Consider the following 16,708-nt stretch of genomic DNA (forward strand, 5'->3'; position numbering starts at 1 on the left):
TTCGCTTGGTAGCTCATTCAAAAAACTAGCTTTGCGAAACGTTATGTTTCGCGATTTATAACCATTTGACTGGTCGCTCATTGTTCAGTTTTCAAGGAACAAATACTTCTTGTTTTGTGCGCCCATGTCTCAGCGGCGACTTGATTAATATATCACATTCGGTCAGTTAATTGCAAGCACTTTTTTTAAATTATTTTTGCAACTCATGTTCCGTTAAGTGACGCGAGAACTAATTTAACATATCCGCGCGCCCGCGGTCAAGTGTTCTTTTGCATTTCGTGAATTCTAATGTTATCCACTTATAACAGTGTCATTTGCAGACCGAGAATTAATGCAATGCCCGGGATACCCAGCAGCACTGTAGTCCCGATCGTTACCGGATTCAACGGTACTTCCATCCCCGAGATCAATCCCGAATAATTCAGAACGTACAGGGTCAATGCTGCCGCAATAAGGTGCAAAGCAAATCGCCTCACCCACTGCAGCGGCAATCGATGCCTCAGCATAACAGCAATTAAGAGCAAGGAAGATACAATTAGACTAACCAGCCAAATGACTTTCATCCACTAACTCCCCCCTTTAAGGTCGACCATTCGACCGGTAATCGTTTCGCTTTTCTGATCAGCATTTCATAACGCTTCTCCGCTGCCCCAATCGCAAATATGGCGTAGTCGATTTGATCTTTGCCAAGAGCGTTATCGAAGTATCGGTAAGCATTATCCCACTCTTGTTTCGCTGTCTTAATCTCTGCATAAAGCTCCACCTGCTCATCCTGTTCACTCTTCTTTAACTTCAGTGCGGCAGCCTGTTTCTTCGTACGCAGCCATTTCGCCCACATCGCATTCACTCCTCGCTCATTCCTGTTTCCCTTACAGCTCGCAATTGCCACGGCATATAGTTGAAATGTATGAAAGAGAAAGAGAAATAGAACAAGCTTCCCGCGCCACTTCAAAAAGCAGCTCAAATAAGATGAACCGGCGATCGCCGCCCATTCGACGGTGCCGCTCACTTCTTTCCGAAATAAAAAAAAGCCCCGGGAGAGCGATCTCTCACGGAGCTTGTCTTCAAAACTGATTATCCTAATTCTCTGCGGCCTTCAAGCGCCTTGGACAAGGTAACCTCATCCGCATATTCCAAATCGCCCCCGACAGGGAGTCCATGCGCGATACGGGTTACTTTGATGCCAAACGGTTTGACGAGCCGCGATAAGTACATCGCAGTCGCTTCGCCTTCAATATTGGGATTCGTGGCGAGAATCATCTCTTGTACCCGTTCGTCGCTCAATCGTCTCAATAGTTCGGCAATGCGGATTTCGTCGGGTCCAATCCCCTCCATCGGCGATATCGCTCCTTGGAGGACATGATATTGTCCCTGAAACTCCTTCGTGCGCTCCATGGCAACCAAATCCCGCGATTCCTGAACGACACAGATAACGGAGTTATCTCTGCTCTTGTCCTGACAAATTCGGCAAGGATCGGTATCGGTAATGTTGCAGCATACGGAGCAGTAATGCAGGTTACGCTTGACGCTGACCAGCGCCTTCGCGAAATCTATAACGTCGTCTTCCTTCATTTTCAAAACATGAAAAGCCAGTCTGGCCGCCGTCTTCGGACCGATGCCCGGCAACCGGCTGAAGGCATCAATAAGTTTGGCAATCGGTTCGGGATAATACAAGGCGCAGCTCCTCTACTCGTTTGGAACGTTTCAAGGTGAAACGGCTGCAGCCTTGGCGGCGCGGCGCGTTTCATCCCAGAGAATTCTAAGCTCATTTATTCATGTGAAACCTATAAATGCTTAGAATTTAGAATAGGCCCGGGATCTTCATGCCGCCCGTGAATTTGCCCATGTCTTTGTTTGCCAGTTCATCTGCTTTAGTCAACGCATCGTTAACCGCTGTCAGAACAAGGTCTTGCAGCATTTCGATATCGTCCGGATCTACTGCTTCCGGCTTGATGATGATGCTTTGTACATTCTTATGGCCGTTTACTTGTACAGTAACGACACCGCCGCCCGCAGAACCTTCGATTAGCTTAGTTCCAAGCTCCTCTTGTGCTTTAAGCATTTGCTCCTGCATTTTCTTAACTTGCTTCATCATCTGGTTCATGTTGTTCATCGTGAAAGTCACTCCTCAATTATAGTTAGATTCGAACGCTCATTACGTCGCATGACATCAGTTGTCTTCAATAACAACGAGGTCTTCGCCAAACAGCTTAACAGCCTCTTCAACCCACTCCGGCTCCGCCGGCGCCGCACCCGCTTCATCTTGCTGGAGCATGAGCAGCTCGCCTGCAGGAGCAGGTCCGTTCTCGGTTGCCGTCTGCCATTCTTTCAGCATGACGGTTGCCAGACGAATCGGACGATTAAACGCCTCATGCAGAACCCGTTCGATAACCTCGCGATTGGCAGGCTTCTCTGTCGTTTCCCGGTGAATGGAGTTCTTGAATGCAACAAGGATGGTATTATCGGCGGCTGAGACGGGATCGCCATTCACAAACCAAGCATGTGTCGAAATATTATTCCCTTTCACACGCTGCAAAATGTCGCTCCACCTCATCCGCACCTGCCCTGTCGCCTGGCTCTCCGCCGCGGCAAGGAACGGATCCAGCTTGACGCGGGCAATCGAGCTCGCTCCCCCGCCGGCTCCGCTCTTCGCACCGAAGTTCGAAGAACCTCGCGCGCCGCGCTGCGCCGCTCCGGCCTGATCGCCGCCTGGTGCAGCACCTGCCTCCGGACGCACGCCGCTGGCCACGAGCTGTTCAATCTTGCGCTCCAGCGCATCGATGCGCTGCTGCAGGCGCTGTACTTCTCCCGCAGGAGCGCTGCCCGCTGCAGATTCACCTACGGCGACAGACGCCGAAGCGGCAACCTGAGCACCGCCTGCCTCCTGCATCGTGCAGATCTTCATAAGCGCGATCTCGAATATCGTTTGCGGCAGTGCGGCATGCTTGATCTCCAGCTGATAGCCGTTAAGCACGTCTATCATGCGAAACAGCAGCTCGGCGCTAAATGCTTCGGCAACCTCTCGGTACTTCGCCTGATCAACGATCCGCTCCGTTGCGGCTTTCCCTTGCGGAGCAAGCTTCAACACGAGCAGGTCCCTGAAATAGTATATTAAGTTCTCCAGACACTTATCTGCACTCTTGCCGGCTTGCATCAGCCCTTCCACCAAAGGCATTACGGCCCCGGCATCACGGGCTCTGATCGCATCGGCTAACTGCTCGAACTGTTCCGCAGCTAGTCCACCGGTTACATCGACGGCATCGTTCAGCGTAATTCGTTCCCCGCTGTAAGCCGAGACCTGCTCGAGCAAGCTGATCGCGTCCCGCATCCCGCCGTCCGACAGTCTCGCAATATAAGCGAGTGCATCGTCTTCGGCTTGGATGCCTTCTTCGGTACAAATTTGGCGGAGACGTTCGGTCTGCTCCGGCAAAGAGACTTGACGGAAATCGAACCGCTGACAGCGAGAAATTATCGTAGCCGGCAGCTTATGGGGTTCCGTCGTCGCCAAGATGAAGATGACGTGAGACGGCGGTTCTTCTAGCGTCTTCAGCAGGGCGTTGAATGCTTCGGTCGTCAGCATGTGCACTTCATCGATAATGTACACTTTGAAGCGTACTTCGGAAGGCGCATAACGAACCTTATCCCGAATATCCCTTATTTCGTCTATACCGCGGTTGGATGCCGCATCGATCTCCACAACATCCATAATCGTGCCGGCGGTTATGCCTCGGCACGCATCGCAGACGTTGCAAGGCTCGGTCATCGGTCCGCGTTCACAGTTGATGGCTTTGGCCAGTACTTTAGCCGCGGTTGTTTTCCCCGTTCCTCTGGGGCCGTTAAATAAATAGGCATGGGATACACGATCTTCGCGTATCGCATTCTGCAAAGTTTGAATGATATGCTGCTGGCCGACCATGTCCTGGAACGTCTGCGGACGCCAGGCACGATATAAGGCGATATGTGACATACGTTCCGTTCCTTTCGGCTGCTTTCGTTCGCGGGGCTGAAATGCCCGGTCCTTCTATTATACACGATGCCGCCAGCCAAAAAAACCGTTCTCCTGCACGTTTCTTCCTTCACCTTGGCAGAAAGCGCTCAAAATGAGGTTTAGCAAGGGAGCACAACCTGCAGAAGTGCCCCTTTCTGTCTGGCCGCTGCTGTAATGCTTCCGCCAAAGTCATGCAAAATACGCTGGCAAACCGAAAGACCAAGCCCGGTTCCGTTCTGTTTCGTCGTCACGAACGGATCGAATATTTTATCAATCAGACCCACCGGAATCCCCGAACCTGTATCTTCAATTTCAATTAGCAGCTGCGACTTCCCGCCTGCCTTTACAACGGAGCCCCTTACCGTGAGCGTTCCGCCTGCCGACATCGCTTCAATGCCGTTCTTACATAAGTTCAGGAAAACCTGCTTCAGCATTTCCGCATCCGCCAGTACACGGGGTAGCTCCAGTTCCTCATCCCAGATAACGTTTACATTATAAAGAAGCGCCTCACTTGCGACGACAGGCATAATATCGCGCAGCACGGAACCCACTTGCACAGAGCTGGTCATGACTTCCTTCGGCTTACTCAGCAGAAGAAACTCGCCTACAAGATGATTAATTCGGTCCAATTCGCCCAGCATGATTTCCGTGTATTCTTTTTCTTTGTTCATTTCGCGTTCGATCATCGTTTTGCGGAACATTTGCAGGAAGCCCCGAATCGCTGTCAGCGGATTGCGAATCTCGTGCGCAGCCCCCGCCGCGATTTGGCCGATCATCGCGAGTCGGTCGCTTCGCTGCACCTGCGTCTCAAGCGACCGCAGGTTGGTGACATCCTTGAAGATGATATAAGCACCTTCTCCGCCTTCCCCGCAGCTGCGAAGCAAACCGACATCCATGAGCAGGTCGCTTCGCTTCTCATCGTGGATCCAGGTGATCGGGTAGTTCCGAACCGGCTCCCCACTCTCCAGCGCCTGACAAATTAGTGCATATTCCTTCTCCGCGCTTGCGAAAAATGACGACAGCTGTTCATTAACGAGAGCCGACTTCGCTACGCCCAGCAATTGGCAAGCAAGCGGACTGATGTCGAAAATTTGCAGTGTCTCCCGGTGAAGCAGAATCACGCCAATATGCTCATCTTGCAGCATCGTTTCCCCGAAACGCTCAATGAGGCTCGCGCCTTGCCCGGCTTCTTGATTATATAACAAGAGCAGACAACGAATTCCCTGCTCGGTTTGTGCGATAATAGGCACGGTCGTTGTGTGCATAACAGCACCGCCGGCTTGTCGTATATGTATCGAAATGGATTCTCGCGAAGGTAGAAGCAGATGGCTCACGATTGCTTCAATAGTATGTTCAGGTTCAGAACGAAAGAGCTTGCTCTCCGCAATGCCGCGGAATGCCGTATGGAGCAAATCCATTTCCGTATAGCCCGTTTCTTTCAAAAACTGCATATTCACATGGACCATGCGGGCGAGCTCGTCCAATACAACAATCATTGTACCAGCGAACTGCGCACAATAATTATCAAGCGCCTGCAAACTTAAGTGAACAATGGAAGCAGAAGGTATATCGTACATGCGTTATCCCCTTTACGTAGATCCAATCCGTCTCTAATCCTTTCGTCCACAAAAGTTGATAATCCTGCCAGAAAATAAACAAACATCCTTTTTGGCTCATAAAGAGTCAACAAGAATGTCGTTTATTGTTGATTAATAGGACCGTGCACCTAACTTCGATTGATGTGACATGGACGGCACTTCCACTCCCAGCTCTGGTCAAGCACTCCTCCGGCACATGAGCTAACTTGCTTATGGCTGCTTCCTTCCGGACCTGACCCGTTCACAAGCGCCCATTGCGGAGGACCCAACCGTCAACACTGTTCATGAACACCAGCCCCACATCAGCATAACCTCAGAAAAGGGATTCAACCTCGCTACAGCGGATTGCGAGCTACAGGGCACCGCTACCTCCCCGTCTAGCACGGCAAAAATAAGTATAGCTTGTTCTATCTCAAAGTGCAACCGCCTATTGGCTGGAAGTTGTCACTGGGTTGTCAGGAGGCCCTTTATTATTACCCTGCCATTCGGACATGCACCTTATACCTCGGGAAGTTATCCCGCAATACGGCTAGCGCCTTTACCCGCAGCTTCTCTTTATCAACACCAGGCTTAGGCTTGATGTTTACATACATTTCAGGTCCTTGAAACATAATATTGGTCCGCTCGATGCCGCTAACCTTTTTCAACTGACGCTGTGCAAAATCTCCGTCGCTATCATAATTCAGGAATTGACCATTTCGGTTGGGCAGATGCGGATTGCTGTTCGAAAGCCCCATATAGCCATCATGGCCATAGGAGTTCGAATTATAATTATTGGTGGCGTCTTTATTGTTTCCGCAAGCGGATAACGAAATCGCAGTCATAAGTGTTAGTGCGCTAAGCAGAAGATGCTTCTTTCGCATAAAAAAACCTCCCTTTAACCATTAGGATGGCTGAGAGAGGTTCTTGTATTCTGCTAATTTCCGGAAATCCCGGCCAATAAGGCTTAGATACCGTATTTCTTTTTGAATTTGTCGACGCGACCGCCGGCATCCAGGAACTTCTGCTTACCCGTGAAGAATGGGTGACAAGCGGAGCAAATCTCTACGCGCAGGTTCTGTTTAATCGAACCAGACTCGAAGCTGTTGCCGCAAGCGCAAGTTACCGTCGTGACGTGGTATGTCGGATGAATACCTTGTTTCATCTCGTTCACCTCTTTCTGCCCTGAATCAACATGCGGACCCAGAGTGTATTACAAAACATAAGGAGAGTATAGCATGGACGCCCTTATGAAAGCAATGCTTTTGTCGATGACCCACAGCTTACCAAAAAAGCTCTATAACGGCTGCTTCACAGGCGCCGGAGGCACATGGGTGTAAGATCCGATAACTACATCGGGCAGCTCATCCGCGAAAATCTCCAGCATTTGCTTCATGCCGTAGATCTCCCCTTGCGGCTTCGGAATAAGCTCCAGGTAGCTTTCCGGATCGATATTCAAATTCCGCATTTGGATAAGCTTGAGACCCGTGCGTTTGACGAAACCGAGCATCGCTTCGATTTCTTCCTCACGATCCGTAACGCCGGGGAAAATGAGATAGTTGATGGAGGTGTAAACACCTTTATCCGTTGCGTAACGAAGTGATTTCTCGACGTTCGCCAGGTTGTAGCCGCGTGGCTTGTAGTAGGCATTATAATGATCATCGAGCGCGCTAATGGTACTAACACGCATCAGGTTAAGGCCGGCATCCACGATGCCGCGGATGTGATCCGTCAGCCCCGCATTGGTGTTGATATTAATATAGCCCATCGAGGTCCGTTTGCGGACTTCGCGCATAGCATCAATAATAATTCTGGCCTGCGTCGAAGGCTCGCCTTCGCAGCCTTGTCCGAAGCTGATGATGGATTCCGGCGTAATGAGATGCTCCATCATCACATCCACGATTTCTTCTACCGTCGGCTTAAAGTTCATGCGCGTCTGCGGTGCAGGGAAGCCGCTGTCGTCAGGCTGCTCCGAGATGCAGCCATAGCAGCCGGCATTGCAGGAGAAGGACACAGGCACCGCGCCTTCCCAGCGCTGCAGAAACGTATTGGATGCGGTTAAGCACTCATAACCAAGCGCGCAATTCGACAGATGCTTGTAGAGCCGGTTCTCCGGATACTTGGCTAGCAATCGTTCGACACCGACATTGAGTTCATTCGTGTCGCAATTCAGCGGATTCCAGCGTTCCGGATCGTCGCATTTCTGCGCCGTCACATAGAAGCCGTCTTCCTTCCAAACGACAGCCGAATACCCAAAGAGCGGCAGCTTCTGCGTCTTGTCACTCTTCATATAACCCGGGATGCATAGACGAGTATAGCCTTGCGGCAAAAGCGCTCCAACTGCCTGCACATTGCCCGGCAGCGGACGCATCTCACCGGATGCATTATGAATGCCGATCGGCCGGGTATGCGGCAGACCGACCATCGTTGCGCCTTCAGGAAGAGGAATCAGCTCATCCTCCATCAGCTCGACGATCATATCGCCGCTGCGGCCAAGCCCCGTCCAATCGGGATGATCGAACAAATTACCGTGTTCGTCTGCGTAAACGAGATTCATGATGTACCTCCTAAAAGTTTTGCCCCATGCATAATGAAATGCCGCGTGTGCAAAACGACTTTCAATCTATGTGACAGGTGTCGTACGTGTAGACGGTCTTCTCGAAGCGCTTGTTGCACCGCTGCTCGAGCCTGAGCTAGGTCTGCTGCTGCCCCCGGTTGTGCCGGGTCTGTTTCTCGGCGCCGGTGGCGGCGTTACGGCAGAAGTGTCCAGCGAGGCCAAGAACTCCTCGTTATCCTTCGTGTCGGCGAGCTTCTTCAAGAAGCCATCCACAAACTCCATGGAATCGTTCATGTTCTTGCGAATCGCCCATACTTTATCCAGCTGTTCTTTGGTCAGGAGCATCTCTTCGCGGCGCGTTCCCGAGCGGCGAATATCCAGTGCAGGGAAAATACGGCGTTCCGCGAGCTTGCGGTCCAGATGAAGCTCCATATTCCCCGTACCCTTAAATTCTTCATAAATAATATCATCCATACGCGAGCCTGTTTCAATCAGCGCAGTTGCCAGAATCGTCAAGCTGCCGCCTTCCTCCACGTTACGTGCCGACCCGAAAAACCGCTTCGGACGGTGGAAAGCTGCCGGATCGATACCGCCGCTTAACGTACGCCCCGATGCAGGTACAACCAAGTTGTAGGCACGAGCAAGACGTGTAATGCTATCCAGCAAAATAACGACGTCTTTCTTATGTTCCACAAGACGTAATGCGCGCTCCAGCACCAATTCCGCAACTTTAATATGATTTTCGGGCAGCTCATCGAACGTCGAAGCGACAACCTCGCCTTTTACCGAACGAGACATATCCGTTACTTCTTCCGGACGCTCATCAATGAGCAGTACAAATAATTCGATTTCCGGATTATTGGTGGAAATGCTGTTGGCGATTTCTTTAAGCAGCAATGTTTTCCCCGCTTTAGGCGGTGCTACGATAAGTCCGCGCTGGCCAAGACCAACCGGCGCAAGTAAATCCATAATCCGTGTAGATAATTTAGGCTGGGCGGTTTCGAGAACTAGTTTCTTTTCGGGATAGAGAGGAGTAAGGGCTGGAAAATGAAGGCGTTCTGCAGCATGTTCGGGGCTTTCTCCATTAACGGCATTTACTTGAAGTAATCCAAAAAAGCGTTCGTTTTCTTTGGGAGCTCGGCATTTGCCTGATACTAAATCGCCTGTGCGGAGGTCAAACTTGCGGATTTGCGAGGCTGAGATGTAGATGTCCTCTGGACTTGGCAAATAGTTAATCGGTCGTAGAAATCCGAAACCTTCCGGTAAAATCTCAAGTACACCCTGCATAAACATAAGTCCGCTCTGCTCCGCTTGCGCGCGCAGTATGGCAAAAATTAATTCTCTCTTCTTCAGCTGACCATAGCCCTGTATTTGATGCTGTTTGGCCAGTTTATAAAGCTCTGTGAGCTTCATCACTTCAAGATCCGCGATCTGAAGTTCAGACATAGTATCACCACTTTTATCAAGGTTCAAAATAATTCCAAGCCTCATCCATCATTGCCGGAATCGGCCCACTCTATTCCAGAGACCGATTCCTATAGCGGAATAGCTTCCGGCTATCCGCTTATTCTGCTACTCGCGCCAAACGTCTGCGCCGAGCATCCGTAAATTCTCGACTAAATTGTCATAACCTCGATCAATATATTCCACACCGGTGATCTCCGTAACGCCCTCGCTCACCGTTAATGCCGCTACCACAAGCGCCGCACCTGCACGCAAATCAGCTGCACGCACTTTAGCCGCATTCAATGGACCGCCTTCGACGATAGCCGAACGGCCTTCCACCCGAATGTTAGCGCCCATTCGCGTTAATTCCGGAACATGCTTGAATCGATTGCTGTAAACATAGTCGCTTAGGATACTTACTCCTGTCGTCTGTGTCAGCAGGCTGGTCATCGGGGATTGCAAATCCGTGGCAAAGCCGGGGTACACCAGGGCTTTCACATCGATTGCTTCATACTTCGGCTGTCCTACAATGCGAATGGACTCGTCCATTTCATAGACATGAACGCCCATCTCTTGCAGCTTAGCCGTTACTGCTTCCATATGCTTCGGAATGACATTATCAATTAATACGTCGCCGCGCGTTGCCGCTGCGGCAATCATGTACGTGCCTGCTTGAATTCGGTCAGGAATAATGGAGTGTCTGCAGCCATGCAGCCGCTCTACGCCTTCGATCCGAATCGTTTCTGTTCCGGCACCTTTGATCTTGGCGCCCATCGCGCTAAGAAGCGTAGCTACATCTATGATTTCAGGCTCTTTTGCCGCGTTTTCGATAATGGTAGAGCCTTTGGCCCGGGAGGCCGCAAGCATAATATTAATCGTTGCCCCTACACTTACAACATCGAGGTAAATCTTCGCGCCGCGCAGTTCCTTCGCCACTATCCGTACGGAGCCGTGGTCGTTGGTTACTTGCGCGCCAAGCGCTTCAAAGCCTTTAATATGCTGATCGATTGGACGCGGCTCAAAATTACAACCGCCCGGCAAACCGATTGTCGCTTCGCCGAATCGGCCAAGCAGCGCACCCATCAAGTAATACGATGCACGAAGCAGCTTTACTTTTCCGTTGGGCATCGGAATGGATTGCATGGCAGAAGGATCAATGACGATGGAATCCCCGCTCCAATGCACATGTCCGCCAAGCTCTTCTAATATTTCACTGTATACGGCCACATCGCTAAGGTGAGGCAAATTATCCAGCGTGACTGTTGATTCTGCCAATATTGCCGCAGGTAGTAAGGCAACTGCACTGTTCTTCGCGCCGCTGATTTGCACGGTGCCGCGCAGCGGACGTCCGCCGCGGATCATTAGTTTATCCATCAGTTCTTATTATCCTCCCATCCGGAAGAGAGCAACGAAACGAGCAGCCGCTATCCGGCGCATAACATAAACCCTATATGCCACAAAGCAAGCGCTCCTTCTATCAAGAGATTTCTTGACGGACGGGAGCGCCTGCTTCTGATTCGCGCTAAACGCGGCTGTTCGATTCTATAGCTTTCGGAAGTTAAGCCTGGTTGCTGCTGCCGAACAACCGGATTTTCTCTTGTACGACTGCTTTCATTGCGGAACGAGCTGGTACCAAATATTTACGCGGATCGTAAACGGATGCACTTGCGCCAAGCACTTCGCGGATCGCGTTCGTGCAAGCCACTTGGTTCTCTGTGTTTACGTTGATTTTGCCTACGCCTGCAGCGATGGACAAACGAATTGCTTCGTCCGGTACGCCGGAACCGCCGTGCAATACAACCGGTACCGGAATAGCATCCGATACTTTTTGAATGATATCATAATGAATTTTCGGTTCGCCTTTGTACATACCGTGAGCTGTACCTACAGCAATCGCCAAGCAGTCAACGCCTGTTTCTTCGTAGAAACGGATTGCTTCAGCCGGCTTAGCAAGCGATGCATCTTCTTCGTCAACGCTGATATCATCCTCAACGCCGCCGATTGTGCCAAGCTCACCTTCAACGGATACGCCCATAGCGCGAGCCGCTTTAACAACTTGTTTAGTCAATTCGATATTTTCTTCTAGTCCGTAGTGGGAACCGTCAAACATAACGGAAGAGAATCCTGCACGGATACATTTCATCGCAACTTCAAAGCTGCTACCGTGATCCAGGTGAAGCGCGATCGGCAAACCGGATTTCTTCGCTGCTGCTTCAGCAATAGCGACAGTGTACTCAATACCCATATATTTAAGGGCGCCTTCGGATACACCAAAAATAAATGGCGCGTTTTCTTCCATTGCGGCTTCTGTGATCGCTTGCGCGAACTCCAGGTTGTTCATGTTGAACTGACCGACCGCGAATTTGTTTGCTTTTGCCTTTGGCAGGAATTCATTCATCGAAACGAGTGGCATGGTTCTCTACTCCTCCTAGTGTTTTATGAAGCTTAGCGCTCCATAAATTTGTCTTTGATATGCGACGCTTCGCAAAACCGCCTCAGCACGGATGCTGACAACCGGCATTGAAGACATGCGCTTAAGTAACGAAAACACGCTTCAAATATCGCACCAAATGATTATAACACAATCATGATTCGTTTGGTACAAGTCTTGGAAATCGATGAATCGCTCCCGTGTTATGCGGACTTGGGCAAAAAAAAACAGCAGGATCCTTGTACTTAGGATCCTACTGCATACCAGCCGCCTGCTTCTTCGCTGCGCAGCTGTAAGTTAACCGCCATTCGCATCTCATCGATATCAAACGGCTTGGTGAAATGCATAAGCGCGCCGTGATCAGTCGCTTCTTTAATCATGTCAAGCTCGCCATACGCGGTCATCATGATGACTTTAATGTCTTTGTTGATCGCTTTGACATGCTTCAATATTTCCAATCCGTCCATACCCGGAATTTTCATATCTAGCAAAACAAGATCCGGTGCTTCGTTTCTCACGATCTCCAGTGCCAGCTTGCCATTAGGCGCCTGGAAAGTAGTGTAGCCTTCACTGCTAAACACTTCCATGAGCAAAATACGAATACCATTCTGATCATCGACAATTAAGACTTTCTTGTTTTCCAACTTGAAACCCTCCTATGAATGTACGACAATCATCGTCACGATTGGATTTGAATTCCATATTCGTTAATGATTTCGCGCCCTGCCACTCATATTCCTGCTTTCACTGGAAAAAAACTTCAAACCGATTTATTTCTCGGCTTTCTCAAGCGCCGCTCTTACGAAACCACGGAACAACGGCTGCGGACGGTTCGGACGGGAAGTGAACTCCGGATGGAACTGAACAGCCAGGAACCACGGGTGACCCGGAAGCTCGACCATCTCAACAAGGCGGCCATCCGGGGACGTACCCGTAATGCGCAGACCAGCGGATTCGATCGTTTCACGGTACTCGTTGTTGAACTCATAACGGTGGCGGTGACGCTCATAAACAAGCTCATCATCGTACTCACGCGCGGACAGCGAGCCCGGCGTCAGCTTACAAGGATATAGTCCAAGGCGCATCGTGCCGCCCATATCTTCGATGTCCTTCTGCTCCGGCAGCAGATCAATCACCGGATATTGCGTAAGCGGGTTGATCTCGGAGCTGTTCGCATCCTTCAAACCCGAAACATTTCGTGCATATTCGATAACCGCAACTTGCATACCCAAGCAAATACCGAAGAACGGTACTGCGTTCTCACGCGCGTAACGAATCGCGATGATTTTGCCTTCGATACCGCGATCGCCGAAGCCGCCCGGTACCAAGACGCCATGCACGCCGTGCAATTTGTCCGCAACGTTCTGATCGGTTAATTCTTCCGCATTAACCCAGCGCACCTTCACATCCGCATCCGCGTCGAAGCCTGCGTGGCTTAGCGATTCTACGATACTCAAATACGCATCGTGAAGCGCAACGTATTTGCCGACAATCGCAATTTCAGTTGTACGGCTAAGCTGCTGCACACGGCGAACGAGCGCTTCCCACTCCGTCATATCCGGAGGCGTAGTTGTCAGCTTCAAATGATTCACAACGATATCGTCGAGGCCTTGCTCTCGCAGATTCAGCGGCACTTCGTAGAGTGTCGATGCATCGCGGCATTCCACAACGGCATTCGCATCAATATCGCAGAATAGCGCGATTTTGCGTTTCAAATCGTCTGCAAGCTCATGCTCCGTACGACAAACGATCACATTCGGCTGAATTCCGATGCTTCTCAGTTCCTTCACGCTGTGCTGTGTCGGTTTTGTCTTCACTTCGCCTGCCGCTTTGATGAACGGAATCAGCGTAACGTGAATGTACATCACGTTATCACGGCCGATATCGCTCTTAATTTGACGAATCGCTTCCAAGAACGGAAGGCTCTCGATATCGCCTACCGTACCGCCGATCTCCGTAATCACAACATCCGCACCCGTTTCTTTGCCTGCGCGGAATACGCGATCTTTGATCTCGTTCGTGATGTGAGGAATAACTTGAACCGTTCCGCCCAAATATTCACCGCGGCGTTCTTTCGAAATAACGGTGGAGTAGATTTTACCCGTTGTCACGTTGCTGTTCTTCGACAAATTGATGTCAATGAAACGCTCATAGTGACCCAAATCCAAATCCGTCTCGGCACCATCGTCCGTTACGAAAACTTCACCATGCTGGTATGGACTCATCGTTCCCGGGTCCACGTTGATGTACGGGTCGAACTTCTGGATGGTCACTTTAAGACCGCGATTCTTGAGCAAACGTCCGAGCGATGCGGCTGTGATCCCTTTGCCCAGCGATGATACGACACCGCCTGTTACAAAAATGTACTTAGTCACTGATGATACCCTCCACGCCTGTATGTTAAGTATAGGTTCTCCAATTTCCGAAGAAAAATGGTCGATAAAAAAGAAAAAAGTGACACCCGTATAAACGGGGCACTTTCTGTTTTTGGCTTATTGCTTGCATGTCCGAACTTGAAGCCCATGCAATAGTTTACTCTGCACGGATACCCCATGTCAAGAGACGCAGGGGTCCCGCAGAATCGAATCTATTTGTCTTCCTCTTCATCTTCATCGTCGAAGTCATCCTCAGCATCTTCTTCGTCAGTCGCGCCATCTGCGCCTTCAACGTCGTCAATGCCGTCTTCTTCAAGTTCTTCGTCGTCGATGACAACTTCTTCGTCCACTTCCGCTTCTTCTTCGGCTTCATCGAAGAGCTCTTGATCCTCATCGTAAGAATCAAAGTCATCCTCTTCAGCAGCGTAAGTTTCCTCTTCCTCATCCGGATAGAGATCGTCGTCGTCCTCTTCATCATTGATGATGCGTGAACGCTTCGCATTACCGACCGGATCCTCGTTCTTCTCAACCGGATACCAGCGTTTCAATCCCCACATATTGCTGCCGACGCACGCGAAACGTCCGTCGATATTAATTTCCGTATATACTTGCGCAATCACTTGGTTGATTTGATCTTGGGAAAAGCCCCGAACTTTTGCAATTTCCATCATTAGGTCGCGATAGTAAAACGGCGTATTAGCCGCTTTCAGCAATTCAAATGCCAAATCAACCATCGGCATTTCCTTGATGCGCTCAGGATCGATTTTCAACACAATCTCGCTGCTCATTTCGGACACTTCCTCTCATGTCAAACTGCTTGAACGCTGGAAAACCGACTTCGCTGTCCTAGCAGGAGAAATCGTTTTGTGCGTTAGCAATCCATTATCAAATTATAGTAAAACCTATTTCTTTGGAAAAAGCAAGCGTACCTGCTTACGAGAGCAAAAAGAAAAAGCGAAGGAGGCGCCTTCGCTTTGACTGTATCCTTCCGGATGAGGCGTTGCCGCCGTTTCCGGTTATAAGAGCCCGTTAATGACTCTTGGTCTATACTATGTGCCCGTACGGCGAATGACACGGTTTGCAGCCTAATTATGTGAAAAAAGGCAAGTTGCTCATACAGCTTGTTGCGCTCGTTCATACAATACTGCAGCATGATTCGCCATGGAGGGGAAGCCAACTTGGACAGATCCGCAGTTCTCCGCCTGCTGCACAGCGCATTAACCCAAACCACATCGGCCGCCAAGCGACGTATCGTCCGCTTCCGGCAAAAGAGCGACTACGAGCGCTTCCTTCAAGAATGGTCGAATATCGACAAAACCGTGGCGAATGCGGCCGATGCTATCCGTCATCTGCCATTCATCCAAGGCTTCTCTTTGCGCGTACCGAATGATGTGCTTCGCTCTCATACCCATGACGGAATTTGGATCGAGAATGACCCGCTCCTATCGGTGCATTCCTCCTCCATATATAAACCGGTGATCCGCGAGAAAGGTATTCCTTGGGGCGTGCAGGAGATTAAAGCACCGCTGGCCTGGAGTACAACCACCGGGCACCGCGTGAAGGTCGGCGTCATTGATACCGGCGTTGATTTCAGCCATCCGGATTTGAAGCAATCGCTGGGCCGGGGCATCAACCTGCTTAATCGGGGATCGCTTCCGCATGACGACAACGGTCACGGCACCCATATTGCCGGCACCATCGCCGCAGCCAATCAGGTACATGGCATGATTGGCGTCGCTCCGCGTGCGACGGTCTATCCCGTGAAAGCATTCGATCAGAATGGAAGCGCCTTTGTCTCTGATATCGTACTCGGCATCGATTGGTGCGTGCGCAATAATATGGACATCGTGAATATGAGCTTCGGCATGAAAACACGGAGCAAGTCGCTGCTTACGGCCGTGACCAATGCTTATAACGCAGGCGTCATCATCGTCGCTTCCTCCGGAAATGACGGCAAACGGAAGTCGATCGACTATCCGGCGCGGTATCCGCAAACGATTGCCGTCGGCGCAACGAACCGACTGCGAAGAATCGCCCCGTTCAGCAACCGCGGATTATATATCGACGTTTATGCGCCGGGCGATAAAATTCTCTCTTCTTGGCTGCGAGGCAAGTATAACGAAATGAGCGGCACCTCAATGGCCACTTCGCACGTCAGCGGCGCCATTGCCTTGCTTCTTGCCCACAGGCCCGGATTATCGCCAAGCGATATCAAGGCCGTGGTGAAACGATCCATGCTGCCATTAAGGGGCACAAAAGCTCCCCGGATCACCGGAGAGCTCGATGTAATGCGAATGCTGCAGGCCGGGGACCGATAAGGTTCGCGGCCTTGAT

Annotated in this window: 16 protein-coding genes and 1 other RNA gene; 1 reads left to right on the forward strand and 16 read right to left on the reverse strand. The window is 50.6% G+C overall.

What is annotated here, in order from left to right:
- Positions 1-299 precede the first annotated feature (299 nt).
- The 16 genes from BM412_RS28440 to rpoE all read right to left on the reverse strand — a co-directional run bounded on the left by BM412_RS28440 (position 300) and on the right by rpoE (position 15,162).
- The gene (locus BM412_RS28440; protein WP_091225093.1) at positions 300-563 is read right to left on the reverse strand and encodes a pro-sigmaK processing inhibitor BofA family protein; all 264 of its coding nucleotides are present in this window, start codon (positions 561-563) and stop codon (positions 300-302) included.
- A complete protein-coding gene (locus BM412_RS28445; RefSeq protein WP_091225094.1) occupies positions 560-838 on the reverse strand; it encodes a YaaL family protein in 279 nt (92 codons plus the stop codon). Before BM412_RS28445 ends, BM412_RS28440 begins: the two co-directional genes overlap by 4 nt.
- A 236-nt stretch (positions 839-1,074) precedes the next feature.
- Entirely contained in the window at positions 1,075-1,674 is a 600-nt protein-coding gene (gene recR / locus BM412_RS28450) for a recombination mediator RecR (RefSeq protein ID WP_091225095.1), read from the reverse strand.
- A gap of 127 nt (positions 1,675-1,801) precedes the next feature.
- Positions 1,802-2,113 (reverse strand): YbaB/EbfC family nucleoid-associated protein, encoded by a 312-nt coding sequence (locus tag BM412_RS28455; RefSeq protein ID WP_091225096.1) that lies wholly within the window; start codon positions 2,111-2,113, stop codon positions 1,802-1,804.
- 57 nt (positions 2,114-2,170) lie between these two features.
- Entirely contained in the window at positions 2,171-3,967 is a 1,797-nt protein-coding gene (gene dnaX, locus BM412_RS28460) for a DNA polymerase III subunit gamma/tau (protein ID WP_091225097.1), read from the reverse strand.
- A gap of 140 nt (positions 3,968-4,107) precedes the next feature.
- Positions 4,108-5,565: an ATP-binding protein gene (locus BM412_RS28465; RefSeq protein ID WP_256256636.1), complete on the reverse strand. Its 1,458-nt coding sequence runs from the start codon at positions 5,563-5,565 to the stop codon at positions 4,108-4,110.
- A gap of 141 nt (positions 5,566-5,706) precedes the next feature.
- Positions 5,707-5,972: signal recognition particle sRNA large type (gene ffs / locus BM412_RS28470), an RNA gene on the reverse strand.
- 87 nt (positions 5,973-6,059) lie between these two features.
- The gene (locus BM412_RS28475) at positions 6,060-6,449 is read right to left on the reverse strand and encodes a hypothetical protein (RefSeq protein ID WP_091225098.1); all 390 of its coding nucleotides are present in this window, start codon (positions 6,447-6,449) and stop codon (positions 6,060-6,062) included.
- Positions 6,450-6,532: 83 nt separating this feature from the next.
- The gene (gene rpmE / locus BM412_RS28480; protein WP_091225099.1) at positions 6,533-6,730 is read right to left on the reverse strand and encodes a 50S ribosomal protein L31; all 198 of its coding nucleotides are present in this window, start codon (positions 6,728-6,730) and stop codon (positions 6,533-6,535) included.
- A 132-nt stretch (positions 6,731-6,862) separates the two neighbouring features.
- Positions 6,863-8,122, reverse strand: coding sequence for a radical SAM family protein (locus BM412_RS28485; protein ID WP_091225100.1), 1,260 nt, complete (start codon positions 8,120-8,122; stop codon positions 6,863-6,865).
- Positions 8,123-8,188: 66 nt separating this feature from the next.
- Positions 8,189-9,568, reverse strand: coding sequence for a transcription termination factor Rho (gene rho, locus BM412_RS28490; RefSeq protein WP_091225101.1), 1,380 nt, complete (start codon positions 9,566-9,568; stop codon positions 8,189-8,191).
- Between the two features lie 126 nt (positions 9,569-9,694).
- On the reverse strand, positions 9,695-10,942 hold the full coding sequence (locus tag BM412_RS28495) for a UDP-N-acetylglucosamine 1-carboxyvinyltransferase (RefSeq protein WP_091225102.1): 1,248 nt from the start codon (positions 10,940-10,942) through the stop codon (positions 9,695-9,697).
- A 184-nt stretch (positions 10,943-11,126) separates the two neighbouring features.
- Positions 11,127-11,981 (reverse strand): class II fructose-1,6-bisphosphate aldolase, encoded by an 855-nt coding sequence (fba, locus tag BM412_RS28500; RefSeq protein ID WP_091225103.1) that lies wholly within the window; start codon positions 11,979-11,981, stop codon positions 11,127-11,129.
- Positions 11,982-12,244: 263 nt separating this feature from the next.
- Positions 12,245-12,643, reverse strand: a complete 399-nt coding sequence (locus BM412_RS28505; protein ID WP_091225104.1) for a response regulator — start codon at positions 12,641-12,643, stop codon at positions 12,245-12,247.
- A 126-nt stretch (positions 12,644-12,769) separates the two neighbouring features.
- On the reverse strand, positions 12,770-14,374 hold the full coding sequence (locus BM412_RS28510; protein ID WP_091225105.1) for a CTP synthase: 1,605 nt from the start codon (positions 14,372-14,374) through the stop codon (positions 12,770-12,772).
- 212 nt (positions 14,375-14,586) lie between these two features.
- Positions 14,587-15,162, reverse strand: a complete 576-nt coding sequence (gene rpoE, locus BM412_RS28515) for a DNA-directed RNA polymerase subunit delta (RefSeq protein WP_091225106.1) — start codon at positions 15,160-15,162, stop codon at positions 14,587-14,589.
- Between the two features lie 390 nt (positions 15,163-15,552).
- Between rpoE and BM412_RS28520 the strand changes: the two genes are divergently transcribed.
- Positions 15,553-16,692 (forward strand): S8 family peptidase, encoded by a 1,140-nt coding sequence (locus BM412_RS28520; protein WP_240548365.1) that lies wholly within the window; start codon positions 15,553-15,555, stop codon positions 16,690-16,692.
- Positions 16,693-16,708 lie beyond the last annotated feature (16 nt).

Origin of the sequence: Paenibacillus sp. BC26, from assembly GCF_900116125.1 — a bacterium.
Classification (GTDB): domain Bacteria; phylum Bacillota; class Bacilli; order Paenibacillales; family Paenibacillaceae; genus Paenibacillus_Z; species Paenibacillus_Z lignilyticus.